The organism is Pedobacter sp. ASV28, from assembly GCF_016428855.1.
In the GTDB taxonomy this organism is placed as follows: domain Bacteria; phylum Bacteroidota; class Bacteroidia; order Sphingobacteriales; family Sphingobacteriaceae; genus Pedobacter.
In genome coordinates this window covers 1-17,822 of sequence record NZ_JAELTN010000081.1, presented here as the reverse complement: position 1 = coordinate 17,822, position 17,822 = coordinate 1, and the positions used below count along the sequence as shown (strand labels likewise).

Below are 17,822 nucleotides of genomic sequence, written 5' to 3'. Positions count from 1 at the left end.
ATACGATCTTAACTACTACAGAATAAATGCAGATATATAAGTTTGGAGGTGCCTCCATAAAAGATACGGCAGGCATAAAAAACGTTGCTAACATTATACAATCCTATGGCACCCAAAACCTATTAGTCGTTGTATCGGCAATAGGTAAAACAACCGATAAGCTTCAGGAATTAACATGGGCCCATGTTCATGGAGACGATAAAAAGTACCACCTGCTCGAGGAGGTCAAAGCGTTTCATTATGGCATTATCAATGAACTCTTTACCGATCATAAAAATCCCATATACAACGACATTGCCAATACCTTTGTAGAGGTAGAATGGCTTTTGGAAGAAGAGGCCGAAGACAGTTCTGACTATCTTTATGACCAGATTGTTTCTATTGGAGAATTGGTTTCTTCCAAAATTTTGGCAGCGTATCTTAACCAGATTGGCTGTTTCACCATTTGGCAAGATGCCCGCAACTATATCAAAACAGATAACAATTATCGTGAAGCGAATGTGGAATGGGACAAGACTACGCAAGAAATTCAAAAACACCTATCTGCTTACCTTGCTCAAGGTATTGTGCTTACACAGGGCTTCATTGGGGCCACCAGTGAAAATTTTACCAGTACCTTAGGTCGCGAAGGTTCCGATTATTCTGCAGCCATATTCTGTTCGGCATTAGATGCAGAATCTATGACGATATGGAAAGATGTGCCAGGTGTATTAAATGCAGATCCAAAATGGTTCGATGAAACAGAAAAAATCCCTCAACTTTCTTACCATGATGCTATTGAGCTTACGTATTATGGCGCAACCGTTATCCATCCAAAAACCATTAAGCCTATTCAGAACAAAAGCATTCCCTTATATGTACGTTCTTTCCTTAATCCTTTAGAAAAAGGAACAGAAATTAGCAGTTCAGCCACCACTCTTCCCGTCCCCTCTTTCATTTTCAAGGTAGACCAGGTATTGCTCTCAATTTTTCCCAAGGATTTTTCCTTTATCATTGAAGAAAATTTGAGCCATATTTTTGCCATTTTCCATAAGAACAAGGTTAAGGTAAATACCATGCTCAATTCTGCCATAAGCTTTTCGGTAAGTATTGATGACGACGAGGTTAAAATAGAGCAACTCATCAGCGATCTCTCTGAAGACTATAAGGTAAAGTATAACAAAAATCTAGAATTGGTTACCATTCGCTATTATAATCAACAAACGATAGATAGGGTTACCGTAGACAAAAAAGTATTATTGGAAGTAAAAAGCAGAAATACTTGTCAAATGGTGATGAAGGATAGGATTGCCTAATTGCTGAAATTATTTGAACTGATTAATGGTTTTGTGATATTCTCAATACTTACGACTAAATATGAACAGTAACATATTAGAAAAAGAAGTTCAGGCATACATTGATGTGCATCTTAGCAGCGATGCAAGTAAAATTGCATTGGCCAAATCTCCTTTTACAAAGGTAAGTTCAGCAGAATTGGCCAATCAGATTACCGCCAAAAAAAAATCGGAGAAAAAACTTCCCACATGGTTTAACCAAGCACTGGTTTACTATCCATCTGCCTTGTCCATAGAGCAAACCTCTTCAGAAGATGCCGCTCGTTTTAAACAAACTTTAATCCAAGGGGAAACTTTAATAGATATCACCGCGGGCTTTGGTGTAGACAGCTATTTTTTTGCCCAAAAAGTGAAAGAAGTCTACGCCTGCGAAATCAATCTGGAATTGTCTACCATATCAGCACATAATGCAAAGGTTTTAGGTGCTAATAATATTACCTGTATAGCCACAGATGGTTTGGCCTTTCTAAAAACATCCGAATTAAAATTTGATACGATTTATGTAGACCCCGCTCGTAGAAATAACAGTGGTAAAGTATTTAAGCTAGCTGATTGCACTCCAAATATCATCGAACATTTAGATCTATTATTGGATAAATCGGAAAAGATCATCATTAAGACCTCTCCTTTATTAGATATACAGGCAGGTTTACAGGAACTAAGGAACGTGTCGGAAATCTATATCGTTAGTATCAAAAATGAATGTAAGGAGCTACTCTGGATAATCGAAAAGGATTTTGTGGGTGTTCCCCATATAGCCTGTGTAACCATCAATGGTCAAACCAAGTTATTGAGTTTTTCGCTTTCGGCCATAAAAATCAAGGTTACCCCTGCTAAAATCACTCCTGAAGGATATTTATACGAACCGGATGTTGCTTTAATGAAAAGTGGTGCTTTTGATTGGATTGCGCAAATGTTTGACCTACACAAAATTTCGGCGCAGAGTCATCTCTATTTTGCCGACCAGGTCAAATACAAATTTATGGGACGGATATTTAAAATAATGTCTGTTATGGATTTGAATGAATTGAAAAAAGAAAAACACTTAAAAGGTAATGTAATTGTTAGAAATTTCCCCGACAAAGCAGAAAGCTTGACAAAGAAATATAAAATTAACCCTTCAAAAAGTGACTTTCTAATTTTTACTCAAATTTACAGTGGGTACATTGTCATTAAGGCAGAAATTCTACAGTATTATTAAATTTTCTAGCCAATACTGTTTCCGAAATATTCTTAATAGACAACCACAATTAGGCACATCTAACTAAATCATTAGCTTGTCTAATCCCTTTTTAGAATAAGCCTTTTTTCGTTTAAATTAAGCTCCATTAAATCGCTTTCTAGGAATTTTAGGCTAACCTTACTTTCCTTTACAATTTTGCCCACATTTATCATCCTAAAAACACCATTAAATTCTTCTTTATTATCTTTATTAGGGCTTAAAGAATAACGCTGTAGAAAAGCGTGTGTGTTGCTAGAAAGTTTTACATTATTATCGGGAAAAAATACGACTTCTTGTATGGTAGAAGTTTTGGAAACATTTCTCCATTTTCCAACAAATGGGGCTTTTTCACTATAACCCGTAAGTAAACTACAACAAAAAAAAATGCTTAAAAATATACTTTTCATAACACTTTATTTATTCCTTATTAAAAAAATCAATTAAAAATACGAAACAAAATTTCTAAGTACATAATCCCACTTTGCAAAATAAATTATTTTAACACTATTTAACAAAACTTTAACAGTTTACCATTAGATCATCAGGTAATTTTGAGTGAACCTAAAACTATAAACTCATGAAGAAATACCATCTTACCAACAATATTGCTGGTTTTGTCATTTTCGCTTTTGCAACCTTCATCTATTGGCGTTGTATGGAGCCCACCCTTAGTTTTTGGGATTGTGGCGAATTCATAGCAGCCGCTTTCAAGATGGAAGTAGGGCACCAGCCAGGCGCTCCCCTGTTTTTAATGATCGGTAAATTATTTTCTTTGTTGGCAGGGAATCAATTAGGCAAAGTAGCTTATTGGGTAAATTTTGTTTCTGTAGTTTCCAGTGCGGCAACCATTATGTTTCTCTTCTGGAGCATCAATGCCATTGCCCTTAAATTGATAAAAAAACCGATCGAGCAAATTTCTACGCTAAATATGCTCACCGTTATTGCTTCGGGTACGGTAGGTGCCCTGGCCTACACCTTTTCAGATACCTTTTGGTTCTCTGCTGTAGAAGCTGAAGTTTATGCCATTTCCACCTTGTGTACTGCCATCGTTTTCTGGGCTATTCTAAAATGGGAAAATCAGCTGAATGACCGTTGGCTATTATTCATTTCATTCATCATAGGCCTTTCCATTGGTATGCATCTTTTAAGTTTATTGGTCATTCCTACCATTAGTTTGGTGTATTATTTCAGAAAGAGCTCCAAAACAACCTTATGGGGTACCATTAAGGCCTTCTTAATAGGCTGCACCTTATTGGGCTTAGTTCAATTTGGTGTCATTCAATACGTAGTGCTATCAGCAGCCAAAACGGACCTGCTATTTGTAAATACTTTAGGTATGGGCTTTGGTACAGGTGCACTATTCTTTTTAATCGTTTTAATTGGGGCATTAGTTTACGGCATTTACTATAGCATTCAAAAGAAGCGTTACCACTTGAATTTGGGGTTGTTATGTCTTTCATTGGTCTTATTTGGCTTTAGCTCTTATTTTATGATCATCATCAGGGCCAACTCAAAAACCAATATCAATCTTTCCAATCCAGATACTCCCTTATCATTGTACGATTATCTAGGCAGAACACAATATGAAGACAAGCCGCTCTTATACGGTCAATTTTATAATTCAAATCCTGTCAGTTTAAAAGAAACCGGTACTAACTATAGAAAAGAAAATGATCGTTATGAAGTAAGCGGTAAGAGCTTTAAATATGTTTACGATAAGAATACCTTATTTCCACGAATGTTCAGCAGTAAACCCGCCCATATAAAATTCTACCAAAACTGGATGGGATTAGGTGCCGATGAAACCCCGAGTTTTGGACAAAATCTAAGCTTCTTTAATACCTACCAATTAGGTTTTATGTACTGGCGATATTTTTTATGGAATTTTGTAGGCAGGCAAAATGATGAACAAGGTCAAGGTGCTATCCATCAGGGCAATTGGCTTACAGGCATCAAATCCATTGACGCCCTGCGCTTGGGCAATCAAGATCAGTTGCCGCTAAGCATTACCACTAATAAAGGCCACAATATTTTTTACGGACTGCCCCTTGTTCTAGGGATTTTAGGTTTAATTTATCTATATAGAAAAGATAAAAAATTGATCTCGGTCTTAGGTACACTTTTCTTTTGCACGGGTATTGCCATCATTTTATATATCAATCAAGATCCTTTACAAGTTCGCGAAAGAGACTATGCCTACGTAGGCTCTTTCTATGCATTTGCCATATTCATTGGATTGGGCGTAATGGCACTGAAGTCTTATTTAAATAAAATAACGAATGAAAAAACAAGTATTTATGTGGCCGCTACCATTTGTTTGTTGGGTGTACCTACCCTCATGGCCATACAAGGTTGGGACGACCACGATAGAACGGCTAAAACTACCGCTTTGGATATGGCAAAAAACTATCTGAATAGCTGTGAGCCCAATGCCATTTTGTTCACCAACGCCGATAACGATACCTATCCGCTTTGGTATGCACAAGAAGTTGAGGGTATTCGTACCGATGTTAGGGTAGTAAACCTACAGTTTCTATCTACAGCAGCCTATATTGACCAAATGAAAAAGCAACAATACCAATCGGCTCCTTTGCCCATTACCTTAGCCAAAGAAAAGTACAAGGAAGGTGTAAGAGATTACCTTTCCTATATTGATTACGGCCTTACCGATAGCGTTGAACTGGGTGACCTATTAGCTGTGCTCACCTCAGACAACAAGGAAGACAAAATTCAAATGAACGATGGCAGTTTCGAAAATTTTCTGCCGACTAAAAACCTAAAACTTTCTATAAATCCGGCCGAAGTTATTTCCACCCAAACCCTACCCGCTTCGCAGAAAAACAATATTGCAGAAAAAATAGAGTGGAAGTACAATAAAAACCATGTATTTAAAGGTGATTTGGCCATGTTCGATATCATAGTTAATAATCATTGGAAAAGACCCATTTATTTTGCCACCTCGGTTTCTGAAGATACCTATCTTGGCTTGGATAAATATTTATATCAGGAAGGTTTTGCCTATAGATTACTCCCACTCCAACCTAACACCGACTCCCATTTTGACAAAAACAACCAAACATCTAATGAATTGGCTTACAAACACTACCAGAATTTTGAACTTGATGGTTTCAAAAATGCCAAATATTTGGATCCAGAAAGCAGAAGGGTTTTACAAGGTACCTGGGCACTTGCCAATATTTTGAGTACCAACCTCATTCAAGCTGACCAATTTCAAATGGCCAAAAAGGTATTAGATAAAAGTCTTAAAAAATTACCCTTAAAAAATTCATCCATCTCAGACACGTTGAATAAGGTGTCATTAGTCCAAAATCTTTATGCCATTGGCTACAGAAGTACCGCAAATGAAGTTGCCCATGCCACACAACAATACATATCACAGGAGTTTGAATATATTCTTTCCCTAAACCCCAGCCAACAACAAACCTTTATGGATGATATTAGAAGAGGAATATATGTATTGCAGGCCATAGGGGCAATTAGCAATAATTATAAGGATAAAAAAACAGAAAATACTATTCAGCAGAAATTAAAAGAGTTTGAAGCAAAGTTCGCCCTTAGCCTAGGATCATAGTAAATAAAGGGAAATCCTAAATTACTTATATGAACTTCATTATAAAAAAAACCTTAGGAGTTTCCTAAGGCTTTCGTATTTTCTGATCAATATTCATCTTCGTTGAAGAAGAAATCATCCTTTGTAGGGTAATCAGGCCAAATTTCTTCAATGGTCTCATAAGGTTCACCATCGTCTTCTAAGGCTTGTAAGTTTTCTATTACCTCTACAGGCGCTCCAGAACGAATTGCATAATCAATTAATTCATCTTTTGTTGCAGGCCATGGAGCGTCTTCCAAATGCGATGCTAATTCTAGGGTCCAATACATATCTATTAATTATTAATTCTTCAAATTCTATTTTCGCAAAAGTATGTGAAAAAAAATGAGCAATACAAATATTTTTTTCAACTATTTACACTCGGGGTATCCAAATGCTTTCTTCTACCTTTGCATCATAGCTTAATTTACGCCCTAAAATGAACAAATAATCGCTTAATCTATTCAAATAGACTGTAACTTTACTGTCAACAAAACTACTTTCGGCCAATGCTACGGTAAGCCTTTCGGCCCTTCTGCAAACACATCTTGCTAAGTGACAATAAGAAACAACATTATTTCCGCCAGGTAAGATAAAATGTTTCAGAGGGGGCAAAACTTCATTCATTTTGTCTATCTCCATTTCCAGCAAAGTAATATCTGCATCCAACAGATCAGGAATCTTCATTTTTGATTTTTCGGGATCGGCGGCCAAAGAAGCACCTATTGTAAATAACCTATCTTGTATTTCCTTCAAGACAGCCTGATGGTACTTATCTATTTCTTGACAGCCGATCAGGCCAACATAAGAGTTAAGTTCATCTACAGTACCGTAACTTTCTATACGGATATGATTTTTGGGAACTCTTGTACCGCCTATTAGCGAGGTTTGTCCCTTATCTCCTGTTTTGGTGTATATTTTCATCCTAGAAAGTTTTAAGTACTGCGTTATCAGTTCTACGTCTGTATTTGCAAATTAAGAGTTAAACTTCAAACAGCGTAAAACTTATTACCTACAACCTAAATAATATTTTCAAAATCATTACCACTTTCGTTTATCGCTTTTAAACGTGGCGATACCGATTTGATATCTTCGTTAAGATAATCTTTTTCTATTAGCCCATCCCGCATCCGTACAATACGATGTGCATGTTGGGCAATATCTTCTTCGTGGGTTACTAAAATAATAGTATTCCCCCTACTGTGAATTTCTTCAAGCAGGCCCATTATTTCTATAGAAGTTTTGGTATCCAAATTTCCGGTGGGCTCATCGGCCAATATGATTGAAGGATTGTTGATCAAGGCCCTGGCCACTGCTACCCGCTGTCGCTGTCCACCAGACAACTCATTTGGTTTGTGTCCGACCCTATTACCCAAGCCTACATTTTCTAAAGCCTTTTGTGCCCTATCATCACGTTCTTTCTTGCTTGCACCTGCATAAATCAAAGGCAGGGCTACATTATCTAATGAAGTTGAGCGTGGTAAAAGATTAAAAGTCTGAAAAACAAAGCCGATTTCCTTGTTTCTTACTTCTGCCAGTTCATTGTCGCTCATTTGGCTTACATTAACGCCATTTAAGATATAATCGCCTTTGGTTGGTGTATCCAAGCAGCCTAAAATATTCATCAATGTGGACTTACCAGAGCCCGAAGGTCCCATCAAAGCTACAAATTCACCTTTGTTAATGGTCAAACTAACAGATTTAAGTGCATGAATCACTTCCGTACCGATCACATATTTACGGCCAATATCTTTAATGGTAATAAGTCCTTTTTGCATTATTGTTTTCTGTTTTAGACAAACCTTAGCGCTGCAATGTTACATGTAAACTTACTTTTCAATAATTTTGGGCACAAAGAAAAATTGTTCATTATGTAATGCCGCATTTTTAAGCCCATCAGTTACACTAATTTCCTGTTTTACCACATCTTCACGCCACACGTTCACTTCCTCATTCATATAAACCAAAGGTTGTACACCTTCTGTATCCAGCTCATTGAGTTTTTCCATAAAGGTAAGGATCTTATTCATTTCATTGGTCAGCGTATCAACCTCGTTAGCTGCAATTTCAATTCTGGCCAGATCGGCAACTTTGTATACCGTATTTTTATCAATAATCATTCCCTACAATTTACTGTTTATCTTCTGATAGACTTGGTTCTTTAAAAATTCATCGTTTTCCACCGCTAAGATACTGGTTAAAATCGGTTCATGCACATAAACATCAACAATGCCGGGCCTGGTTCCATATTTTATACCATCGTCCCACATCATTTTCCAGACATTAACAATACTCACTGGCACAATAGGTATATTTTTATCTATGGCCAACCTAAATGGTCCATTCTTAAAGTCCTGTAAAACTGGCGGATAGGTATCGTCTATTTTACCCTCAGGGAAAATAATAAGGCTCATTCCTTCCTGCAAATTATCTCCTGCCTTTTTAAAAGCCCTAAACGATGAAATCTTGCTCGATCTTGACACTGCAATATCAATGGTTTTGAAAAATATGCCTAAAACAGGATTTTTCATCAGCTCTTCTTTGCCCATAAAATGATATCTACCCCTTGCAAGTATGCAAAAAAGGATAATATCTAAATTGGAGGTATGATTGGCGCAGAAAATATAAGTCTGTCTCTTGTCCAATTTTGTTTCGAATTTAAATTTGAAGAATATCCCTGACAAGGCAGAAGCCATAAACGAATGCACCGTTCTAAACTTATTAAGTATACCGTAATATCGTGGATGACGTGTGAACCAATAATAGAAAGGCCAAAAAAGAATAAAAAAAAATAAAATACACAGCAAACTATAAACAAGGTGTATTCTTTTGAGCAACTTAACCATCGAAACCAAAAATACAACTTTAGTGCAAACGCCAAATGCTTTTTTAGAAAAATGTATAGCGCCTCAATAGTGGATCATAGCACCATAAGGTAAAAGATTTATTGCATAGCTAAAATTAACATAGCAGCATGCTATATTTTCCATTTGAAAATATATGTTTGTAGCATGGAACAAACTGTACATAATGATTAAGAGAAGCTTTGCCAACATTGGAGTACTTTTTTTATTCCTGCTATCACTTTTACCACTACAAGTTTTATTGTTTTTTGCCAGATTTCTCTATTATCTACTTTATTACATAATTGGATATAGAAAAAAAGTAGTTAGGCATAATTTAACCTGTTCTTTTCCCGAAAAGTCTACTCCAGAAATTAGGGACATAGAAAAAAAATATTTCAAATATTTGGCCGATCTGGTTTTTGAAATACTAAAAATGAACACTATTTCAAAGACAGAAGCGCTTAAAAGAGTAAAATTCAACAATATAGATCAAATAAATACCCACCTAAAAAGCGGACAAAGCGTGCTGGCTTCTACAGGTCATTATGGAAATTGGGAACTGTGTACTTTGGCACTGGGTTTACATATTGAAGCAAAAACCTTGGTGATCTACAAACCTATTAACAACAAGGTATTTGAGGGTTGGTTTAATGATTTACGTACAAAATATGGCAATATTTTTATTGCCATGCGTCAAACCCTTAGGGCGGTAGCGAGTCATAAACATGAACCCAGTTTACTATGTTTTGCCAGCGACCAATCACCTGCACGTGGCGATTCGAGTTATTTCCTTCCTTTTTTAAACCAACCTACTGCAGCTTTATTAGGCATAGAAAAAATTGCCAAACAAACCAATAGGCCCATCTATTATTTCAAGGCCAACGTAATTAAAAGAGGTTATTATGAAGTCGATATTTTTCCATTATGCATGGATCCATCAAAAACAGCTGAATTTGAAATTACACAATTAAATTTTGATTTCTTAGAACGTACAATTAAAGAAACTCCACAATATTGGCTTTGGAGCCATAACCGTTGGAAAAACAAACCTGATCTGCAAAAACAAAAGTATCAGGTAGCCAATAAATCGCTCGAGCCCTTGAGTGCATAGTGCAAAAAGACGATTAAAAACATCGCCTGATTGGCAATATATCATTTAAGTGCCCATTTTAACCCTATGCTTTCATTTTAAATTTTATTTACCTCAACCTTACCATTAACCGAATAAGTTTACCATTTCCTACTTCTCACTTCTGACTTTTTTCTTTAATTTCGGCCTTTATGAAAGAAACAGTTGTAAGTGGAATTCGTTCTACCGGAAAGCTACATTTGGGAAACTATTATGGCGCTATCAAAAACTTCATTAAGATGCAGGAGGAATATAATTGCTATTTCTTCATTGCCGATCTACATTCCCTCACTACACACCCCACACCCCAAGATTTACATGGAAACATAAAAAATGTACTGATTGACTATTTGGCATGTGGCATTAATCCAGAAGAAAGTACTATTTATGTTCAATCTGATGTAACCGAAATTATCGAGCTATACCTTTACCTGAACATGAATGCCTATATGGGCGAGTTAGAGCGCAGTGCTTCCTTTAAGGATAAAGTACGTGCCAATCCAGACAATATAAATGCAGGTCTACTCACCTACCCTGTTCTAATGGCTTCAGATATATTGATACACAAAGCAACCAAGGTGCCTGTAGGCAAAGATCAGGAACAACATTTAGAAATGGCACGAACTTTTGGCAACCGTTTTAACAGATTATATAATCATGATTATTTTCCAGAACCTTACGCATTCAGTTATACTGAAAAATTGGTAAAGGTACCAGGTTTAGATGGTAAAGGAAAAATGGGTAAATCAGAGGGTGATGCTAATTGTATCTACCTATCAGACAGTCCCGAGATCATTCGTAAAAAGGTATCAAAAGCCGTAACAGACAGCGGGCCAAGTGCTGAGAACCAAGAGAAGCCAGAGGCCATCCAAAATCTTTTCGACCTGATGAAAATTGTTTCGCCTGCAGATACCCTAACCTATTTTGATGAACAGTATAATAAAATGGCCATTCGTTATGGTGATTTTAAAAAACAACTGGCCGAAGATATGATCATCGCCACTTCACCGGTAAGGGAGCGTATTAACGACATTGCCCGAGACTCTGCCTACCTGCAAAAAGTGGCCAGACTTGGTGCCGAAAAGGCAAGAGAAAGTGCCCAAAAAACAATAAAAGAAGTACGTGAATTAATTGGTTTAAAAAGTTTTTAATTAACATTGTGTTAAGCGATAAGCGTTTGGCGTTTCTATACGCTAATCGCCCTGCGCAAAACGCAATACTCAATACAGAATATGCATATAGCAATAGTGGGTAACATTGGTGCCGGTAAAACAACCTTGACAAGTTTATTGGCCAAAAATTATGGGTGGGAAGCACTTTATGAAGCTGTGGATAATAATCCCTACTTGGAAGATTTCTACAGTGACATGAAACGTTGGAGCTTTAATCTCCAGATCTATTTTCTAAACAGTCGCTTTCAACAAATTGTAGATATTGAAAACAAACAACGCAATGTTATTCAAGATCGCACTATTTATGAAGATGCACATATATTTGCAGACAACCTGCATGAAATGGGGCTGATGACAACACGTGATCATGATAATTATAGGGCCATTTTTGATAACATTACCTCTTTTATCAAGCCACCAGATCTTTTAGTCTATTTAAGGGCATCGGTACCTACATTGGTAAACAATATTCAGCGTCGTGGTAGGGAGTACGAGGCCAGTATACGTATAGATTATCTCTCTAAATTGAATGAAAAATACGAGACTTGGATCAAGAACTATAAATTGGGCAAATTGTTGATTTTGGACAAGGACAAACTGGACTTCACCAATAATCCTGAAGATCTAGGAACGGTGATCCAATCTATAGAAGCTGAAATAAACGGATTGTTTTAGCCAAGCGCTATCCATTCTGTGTTGTAAAATTTAAATGGTACATATGCAATTAGAATCTGCCAATAGCGTTTTAGGTATTATACCTGCCCGTTATGCCTCCACACGTTTCCCAGGCAAACCGCTTGTTGATATTTATGGAAAAACCATGATCCAACGTGTTTATGAACAATCTATTCAAACTTCTTCCCTTTCAAAAGTGGTTGTAGCAACAGACGATGAACGCATTGCCGAGGAGGTCACTAACTTTGGAGGTTCCTATATCATGACAGCGAAGACACACCAAAGTGGAACAGACCGTTGTGCAGAAGTGGCTTCGCAAATGCCAGATTATAATGTCATCATCAACATTCAGGGTGACGAACCTTACATTAACCCCACGCAAATAGCTCTTCTTACTTCTTGTTTTACCGATGCCGATGTTCAATTGGCCACCTTAATCAAAGCCATACACACTAAAGAAGAACTGTTTAACGTCAATATTCCAAAGGTGGTGATTAATGCCCATCAGGAGGCCATCTATTTCAGCAGGCAAACCATACCCTACGTTAGAAGCACTGAGCAAGAGCATTGGTTAAATACACACCAGTTCTATAAACATATTGGCATATATGGTTATCGTAAAGATATATTATTGGCCATCACCCAACTTCAGCCTTCTACTTTAGAACTGGCCGAAAACCTAGAGCAGTTGCGCTGGCTAGAAAATGGTTATAAAGTAAAAACAAAAATAACAGAATTGGAAACCATTGCTATAGATACTCCAGAAGATTTAAAGAAAATTTCAAAATAATTTATTTATATTATAGCTATAATTATCTTATGATGAAGAAAGTTATCATTCCAACATTAGCCATTATTGGTTTATTTTATGCTTGTAGACCTTCAAGCTCTACAAAAGAAAAATCGGGCAGCAGTGACCTCGAGAAAAAAACGACCTTCGCCTTTTCCGACTCACTAAAGCTAGATACCTTTAAAATAGCTATAATTGGCAATGATAGCAAAGACATGCACCTGCTTTTCACTATCCATTCCTTTAACAACAAAGAGATTTACCGAGAGGAAATAAAAGCTAATGAACTGCTTAAGAACTATTTGGCTACTGCAGACATGAAGAAAGAAAGCGATAAGATCAAGTTTTTAAAAGAAGAACTGGCCTATTTTTTTGAGGATCATCATTTCTTGGTCCCTGCCGTTACCGCCGAAGAACAGCCCGACCAAAATGTGCCCGACCAATCATTTTATAATGAATTAAAAAAGACCGGCCTAAATGGTTTCGACTACCGATTGGGCAAAGACCACAATGTGTATATTGCCTGGTCTATTAAAGAACAAAAAGTAAAGATCTATTATAAGTGCTGTTAACTCATTTTGTGTTAAAAATGAAAATATAGCCATTCTAAGTACCCCCCTATTTAAAATTTAACGGCAACTTACGAAGGTAGAAGTATATAAGAATCGGGTCTTTGTTTTTGTGTTACAGCAGGTTGCTTTTACAAAAAATATATTTTCAATTAAACTAAAACAAAGGCATTATTTTCTTACCTTTGTATCCCGTACAAAAAGCAACAAAATGTATTTGTTGCACCAAAAATTCATTCATGACTAAGTATATTTTTGTTACGGGCGGTGTTACTTCATCTTTAGGTAAGGGCATCATCTCCGCATCTTTAGCTAAACTTTTACAAGCCAGAGGTTACAGGGTAACCATCCAGAAATTTGATCCTTATATCAATATTGATCCAGGAACATTAAACCCCTATGAGCATGGCGAGTGCTTTGTAACTGAAGATGGCGCAGAGACAGATTTAGACTTAGGTCACTACGAGCGTTTTTTAAATACGCCAACTTCACAAGCCAATAACATTACCACTGGTCGTATCTATCAAAATGTAATTAATAAAGAAAGACAAGGTGACTATTTGGGCAAAACCGTTCAGGTAGTGCCCCATATTACCGACGAAATTAAGCGCAATATGCGCATACTTGGTGAAAGTGGCAATTACGATATCGTTATTACCGAGCTGGGCGGTACTGTAGGAGATATCGAATCTCTTCCATTTATTGAGGCTGTTCGCCAGTTTAAATGGGAAGAAGGAGCAAATAATGCCATCGTTATTCATTTAACCCTCATTCCTTTCCTTGCTGCGGCCGGCGAGTTAAAAACCAAACCTACACAACACTCTGTTAAAGCGCTATTGGAATATGGTATTCAGCCAGATATCTTGGTCTGCAGAACAGAACATCACATCAGCCCTGATATCCGTAAAAAGATCGCCTTATTCTGTAATGTAAATATAAATGCCGTTATCGAATCAATAGATGCATCTTCTATCTATAGCGTTCCTTTACTCATGATGAAAGAACAATTGGACAAAACGGTATTGAGTAAATTAAAACTGCCTGCTAAAAACGAACCAGATATGGAGAGCTGGAAAGATTTCCTAGGGCGTTTAAAAAACCCAACTGCCGAAGTAAAAATTGGATTGGTGGGCAAATATGTAGAGTTACCAGATGCTTATAAATCGATTACAGAAGCATTTATACACGCTGGTGCCAAAAACGAATGTAAGGTTAGGGTGGAATATATTCCATCGGAAAGTATTTATGCTGACAATGTGAAAGAAAAACTTGGGCACCTTCATGGTGTATTAGTGGCACCTGGTTTTGGCAGCAGAGGTATTGAAGGAAAAATAGATGCCATTAAATATGTAAGGGAAAACAATGTACCTTTCTTCGGTATCTGTTTAGGTATGCAATGTGCCGTGATTGAGTTCGGAAGAAATGTATTGGGTTTAAAAAATGCTAATACGACCGAAATTGATGAGCATGCAGCATTTCCGGTAATCAACATGATGGAAGAACAAAAAAACATTACCACCAAAGGTGGAACCATGCGTTTAGGTTCATATCCATGCGATATTAAGAAAGGCACCAAAGCTTATCAAGCTTACGGGAAACAACATATCACGGAAAGACATAGGCATCGTTACGAATTCAACAATGAATATTTGGCACAGTATGAGGCTGCTGGTATGACCGCTTCTGGTGTTAATCCTGAAAGCAATCTTGTAGAAATTGTAGAGCTTAAAAACCATCCATTTTTCGTGGGTGGACAATTTCACCCAGAATTAAAATCAACAGTTGCTAATCCTCACCCACTTTTTATTAAATTTGTGGCCGCTGCAATGGAGCATGCTAAAAAGAAAACAATATAATAGCAGTATAAAACAACATAATGGATAGAAATACATTTACGGGTCTGTTCCTGATCATGATCATTTTGGCAGGCGGTGTCTTTTTTATGAAGCCATCCGAAGCCGAGATAAATAAAGAGAGAGCGAAGCAAACCGCCGACTCACTTAAAAGGATAGGTGTGAAACCCGCTTCACAATCAATAGCTACAACTAACAATACTACAAAAGCAGTAGATACGGCCCTATTAAAAGGTCCATTTGGTTCAAATATGAATGGTAGTGAGCAAACTACCATTTTGGAAAATGCAAACCTTAAAATTACCCTCAGCAATTTAGGCGGTAAGGTTTTGTCTGTTGAGGTTAAAAATGAACAAACTTATGGCAAACAGCCTGTTATTTTGTTCAATGGTAATGAAAATAAATTTGGGCTGAATCTCAATGTAGATGGTAAACCCCTACAAACAAACAACCTGTATTTCACGGCCACCAAAAATGGAAACGGTGTAACCATGCGTGCCAACTATAATGCAGATAAGTATGTGGATTTCATTTATCATTTACCGGCTGATGGCTATCAATTAGATTTTAATGTTAGCTTAAATGGTTTAAATCAGATTATACAAGGTAATCAAATCAGTTTAAACTGGGAAACCACTCTTTTACAACAAGAAAAAGATGCCAAAAAAGAGCAGGAGCATTCTGGTCCATATTTTAAATATGTAGCACAAAATCCTGATCATCTAAATTTGCATAAAGATGAGAAAAAGGAGATCAACGAAGGAAAAATTGAATGGTTCTCTTTCAAACAACATTTCTTTTCTGCTGTATTAATACCTACTGTTCCTTTTGAAAAAGGAGATCTAGAGGTAAAAGTATCTACAGAACCTGGAAAAATTAAATGGTATGGCGCCAATATGCAATTACCATTCAATCAATTGTCAGCTCAAAACTACGCCTTCAAATTCTACTTTGGCACCAATAAATTCACTACTTTGAAGGCGCAAGGGCATGAACTGGAAAAACAGGTTGACCTAGGTTATTGGCCTTTAAAATACATTAACCGTTTTATAGTATTACCTGTATTCAACTTATTGGAAAGCTTTAATTGGGGCTATGGTCTAATTATCTTGGTATTGACCATCCTCTTAAAATTGGCCATGTCGCCACTTACCTATAAATCATACATATCAATGGCCAAAATGAGAATTTTGAAGCCCGAGATGGATGAAATCAAGGCAAAAGTTGGTGAAGATAACCCTACCCTATTACAACAGGAATACCTGAAACTGTACAAACAGGTTGGTGTGAACCCATTGGGTGGCTGTTTACCTATGCTCTTGCAGTTGCCATTTGTAATGGCCTTCTTCTTCTTCTTCCCCAATTTATTTGAATTAAGAGGAGAAAGCTTTTTATGGATGAAAGACCTTTCTACCTATGATGATTTCATCAAATTTGGATTTACCATTCCTTTTATTGGAGACCATTTAAGCTTGATGTGTATCTTGATGACCATTTCAACCCTGATCTATACCTATTTTAACAACCAGATTTCTGGCGCAACAGGACAGATGAAGTATATCGGTTATATCATGCCTATTATATTTCTTGGTGTATTAAATAGTTACCCATCAGGATTGAACTATTATTACTTTCTGGCCAACATGCTCACTTTCCTACAGCAATTTTTGATCAGAAAAATGGTGAATGATGATAAAATTCATGCTATATTGCAGGATAATAAGACAAAGCCAAAAACTGAAAAGAAGAAATCTAAGTTTCAGGCCCGTTTAGATGAATACATGCGTAATCAACAACAAACCCAAGCTCATCAGAAAAAGGGTAAATAATACAGAAACAAATCACAACAAAACAATAATTGAGAAGCACCAGCAATGGTGCTTTTTTTATGGAGCTATTTAAGTTAGTTTTTTATATTTAATTTGTCTTAACACTCCTATATACATAAAACACTTATGTTAGCTTGGAAAACTTTTCACTCAGTATTGAACGTTTAGGCCGAGTTATTTTATTTCCTGAAAAATGATACAATAAAGCAAAAGGTGGTTTATGAAAGAAGCTTTACAAGCTATTTTGGAGTTTGGCTTTACCAAAATATTCCTTCATAGGATCAAAGCATTGATTGCCGGTTCAAACCTTCCTTCTTTAAAACTGGCATCGTATTTTAGATTTAAAAAGGAAGGTGTTCTGAGGCAAGATTATTACGGGCAATATGAGGATTCGGAATGTTATTCGCTATTAAAAAATGAACGGAGATAAGCAAGTGATGATCTTTAATATTCTCAAACCATGGCCCAAAATTTCTTCAGTTAGTCATCCAACAGCTTTCTAAGTCTAAGCTTAGGGCCTTCTTTCCAAAGCAAACAATGTAAAATTTAACTAGACATTTTGCTAAAAAGATGCTTTATTACCATTTTTAACCTAAATTAACCCCAAATTAATCTGTATCAGTAAAACAACATGCAAAAGAAACTTATTCTATTTTTTGTACTGCTAACGAGTGCTGTTTTTGCACAAAAGAAACCATTAGATCATAGTGTTTATGATGCTTGGGAGTCGGTAGGCAGTAAACAATTATCAAACAACGGCCTTTGGGCAAGTTATATTATCAACCCTCAAGAG

Annotated in this window: 17 protein-coding genes; 11 read left to right on the top strand and 6 right to left on the bottom strand. The window is 36.6% G+C overall.

What is annotated here, in order from left to right; genetic code table 11:
* Positions 1-26: 26 nt before the first annotated feature.
* Positions 27-1,295: an aspartate kinase gene (locus JHD79_RS20495; protein ID WP_199121226.1), complete on the top strand. Its 1,269-nt coding sequence runs from the start codon at positions 27-29 to the stop codon at positions 1,293-1,295.
* Between the two features lie 61 nt (positions 1,296-1,356).
* Positions 1,357-2,535, top strand: a complete 1,179-nt coding sequence (locus JHD79_RS20490) for a hypothetical protein (protein WP_199121225.1) — start codon at positions 1,357-1,359, stop codon at positions 2,533-2,535.
* Positions 2,536-2,615: 80 nt separating this feature from the next.
* Here JHD79_RS20490 and JHD79_RS20485 read toward each other — a convergent pair whose 3' ends face one another.
* Positions 2,616-2,963, bottom strand: coding sequence for a hypothetical protein (locus tag JHD79_RS20485; RefSeq protein ID WP_199121224.1), 348 nt, complete (start codon positions 2,961-2,963; stop codon positions 2,616-2,618).
* A gap of 170 nt (positions 2,964-3,133) precedes the next feature.
* Here JHD79_RS20485 and JHD79_RS20480 point away from each other — a divergent pair, with 170 nt between their 5' ends.
* Positions 3,134-6,148, top strand: coding sequence for a DUF2723 domain-containing protein (locus JHD79_RS20480; RefSeq protein ID WP_199121223.1), 3,015 nt, complete (start codon positions 3,134-3,136; stop codon positions 6,146-6,148).
* Between the two features lie 86 nt (positions 6,149-6,234).
* Here JHD79_RS20480 and JHD79_RS20475 read toward each other — a convergent pair whose 3' ends face one another.
* From JHD79_RS20475 to JHD79_RS20455, 5 genes are all read right to left on the bottom strand, one after another.
* A complete protein-coding gene (locus tag JHD79_RS20475) occupies positions 6,235-6,456 on the bottom strand; it encodes a DUF2795 domain-containing protein (protein WP_097129232.1) in 222 nt (73 codons plus the stop codon).
* A gap of 85 nt (positions 6,457-6,541) precedes the next feature.
* Positions 6,542-7,090 (bottom strand): cob(I)yrinic acid a,c-diamide adenosyltransferase, encoded by a 549-nt coding sequence (locus JHD79_RS20470; RefSeq protein ID WP_199121222.1) that lies wholly within the window; start codon positions 7,088-7,090, stop codon positions 6,542-6,544.
* A gap of 95 nt (positions 7,091-7,185) precedes the next feature.
* Positions 7,186-7,944, bottom strand: coding sequence for an ABC transporter ATP-binding protein (locus JHD79_RS20465; protein ID WP_199121221.1), 759 nt, complete (start codon positions 7,942-7,944; stop codon positions 7,186-7,188).
* Positions 7,945-7,995: 51 nt separating this feature from the next.
* Positions 7,996-8,286 carry an Asp-tRNA(Asn)/Glu-tRNA(Gln) amidotransferase subunit GatC gene (gene gatC / locus JHD79_RS20460; RefSeq protein ID WP_199121220.1) on the bottom strand — a complete coding sequence of 97 codons (291 nt, stop codon included), beginning with the start codon at positions 8,284-8,286 and terminating at the stop codon, positions 7,996-7,998.
* 3 nt (positions 8,287-8,289) lie between these two features.
* Positions 8,290-8,862: a 1-acyl-sn-glycerol-3-phosphate acyltransferase gene (locus tag JHD79_RS20455; RefSeq protein WP_255533957.1), complete on the bottom strand. Its 573-nt coding sequence runs from the start codon at positions 8,860-8,862 to the stop codon at positions 8,290-8,292.
* Positions 8,863-9,196: 334 nt separating this feature from the next.
* Between JHD79_RS20455 and JHD79_RS20450 the strand changes: the two genes are divergently transcribed.
* From JHD79_RS20450 to JHD79_RS20415, 8 genes are all read left to right on the top strand, one after another.
* The gene (locus JHD79_RS20450) at positions 9,197-10,123 is read left to right on the top strand and encodes a lysophospholipid acyltransferase family protein (protein WP_199121218.1); all 927 of its coding nucleotides are present in this window, start codon (positions 9,197-9,199) and stop codon (positions 10,121-10,123) included.
* A 170-nt stretch (positions 10,124-10,293) separates the two neighbouring features.
* Entirely contained in the window at positions 10,294-11,292 is a 999-nt protein-coding gene (trpS, locus tag JHD79_RS20445) for a tryptophan--tRNA ligase (protein ID WP_199121217.1), read from the top strand.
* 81 nt (positions 11,293-11,373) lie between these two features.
* Positions 11,374-11,988: a deoxynucleoside kinase gene (locus tag JHD79_RS20440; protein ID WP_199121216.1), complete on the top strand. Its 615-nt coding sequence runs from the start codon at positions 11,374-11,376 to the stop codon at positions 11,986-11,988.
* A 43-nt stretch (positions 11,989-12,031) separates the two neighbouring features.
* Positions 12,032-12,778, top strand: a complete 747-nt coding sequence (gene kdsB / locus JHD79_RS20435; protein ID WP_199121215.1) for a 3-deoxy-manno-octulosonate cytidylyltransferase — start codon at positions 12,032-12,034, stop codon at positions 12,776-12,778.
* Positions 12,779-12,807: 29 nt separating this feature from the next.
* Complete coding sequence (locus tag JHD79_RS20430) at positions 12,808-13,350, top strand: hypothetical protein (RefSeq protein WP_199121214.1); 543 nt, start codon at positions 12,808-12,810, stop codon at positions 13,348-13,350.
* A 236-nt stretch (positions 13,351-13,586) separates the two neighbouring features.
* Complete coding sequence (locus JHD79_RS20425; RefSeq protein ID WP_199121213.1) at positions 13,587-15,203, top strand: CTP synthase; 1,617 nt, start codon at positions 13,587-13,589, stop codon at positions 15,201-15,203.
* A gap of 20 nt (positions 15,204-15,223) precedes the next feature.
* Complete coding sequence (gene yidC / locus JHD79_RS20420) at positions 15,224-17,029, top strand: membrane protein insertase YidC (RefSeq protein ID WP_199121212.1); 1,806 nt, start codon at positions 15,224-15,226, stop codon at positions 17,027-17,029.
* Between the two features lie 220 nt (positions 17,030-17,249).
* Positions 17,250-17,459 carry a GNAT family N-acetyltransferase gene (locus JHD79_RS20415; protein ID WP_199121211.1) on the top strand — a complete coding sequence of 70 codons (210 nt, stop codon included), beginning with the start codon at positions 17,250-17,252 and terminating at the stop codon, positions 17,457-17,459.
* The last annotated feature ends 363 nt before the right edge of the window (positions 17,460-17,822 follow it).

Bases quoted from the DNA above. Each gene is read 5' to 3' on its own strand.
- JHD79_RS20495 (WP_199121226.1), top strand. From the start codon at position 27: ATGCAGATATATAAGTTTGGAGGTGCCTCCATAAAAGATACGGCAGGC.
- JHD79_RS20490 (WP_199121225.1), top strand. From the start codon at position 1,357: ATGAACAGTAACATATTAGAAAAAGAAGTTCAGGCATACATTGATGTG.
- JHD79_RS20485 (WP_199121224.1), bottom strand. From the start codon at position 2,963: ATGAAAAGTATATTTTTAAGCATTTTTTTTTGTTGTAGTTTACTTACG.
- JHD79_RS20480 (WP_199121223.1), top strand. From the start codon at position 3,134: ATGAAGAAATACCATCTTACCAACAATATTGCTGGTTTTGTCATTTTC.
- JHD79_RS20475 (WP_097129232.1), bottom strand. From the start codon at position 6,456: ATGTATTGGACCCTAGAATTAGCATCGCATTTGGAAGACGCTCCATGG.
- JHD79_RS20470 (WP_199121222.1), bottom strand. From the start codon at position 7,090: ATGAAAATATACACCAAAACAGGAGATAAGGGACAAACCTCGCTAATA.
- JHD79_RS20465 (WP_199121221.1), bottom strand. From the start codon at position 7,944: ATGCAAAAAGGACTTATTACCATTAAAGATATTGGCCGTAAATATGTG.
- gatC (WP_199121220.1), bottom strand. From the start codon at position 8,286: ATGATTATTGATAAAAATACGGTATACAAAGTTGCCGATCTGGCCAGA.
- JHD79_RS20455 (WP_255533957.1), bottom strand. From the start codon at position 8,862: ATGGCTTCTGCCTTGTCAGGGATATTCTTCAAATTTAAATTCGAAACA.
- JHD79_RS20450 (WP_199121218.1), top strand. From the start codon at position 9,197: ATGATTAAGAGAAGCTTTGCCAACATTGGAGTACTTTTTTTATTCCTG.
- trpS (WP_199121217.1), top strand. From the start codon at position 10,294: ATGAAAGAAACAGTTGTAAGTGGAATTCGTTCTACCGGAAAGCTACAT.
- JHD79_RS20440 (WP_199121216.1), top strand. From the start codon at position 11,374: ATGCATATAGCAATAGTGGGTAACATTGGTGCCGGTAAAACAACCTTG.
- kdsB (WP_199121215.1), top strand. From the start codon at position 12,032: ATGCAATTAGAATCTGCCAATAGCGTTTTAGGTATTATACCTGCCCGT.
- JHD79_RS20430 (WP_199121214.1), top strand. From the start codon at position 12,808: ATGATGAAGAAAGTTATCATTCCAACATTAGCCATTATTGGTTTATTT.
- JHD79_RS20425 (WP_199121213.1), top strand. From the start codon at position 13,587: ATGACTAAGTATATTTTTGTTACGGGCGGTGTTACTTCATCTTTAGGT.
- yidC (WP_199121212.1), top strand. From the start codon at position 15,224: ATGGATAGAAATACATTTACGGGTCTGTTCCTGATCATGATCATTTTG.
- JHD79_RS20415 (WP_199121211.1), top strand. From the start codon at position 17,250: ATGAAAGAAGCTTTACAAGCTATTTTGGAGTTTGGCTTTACCAAAATA.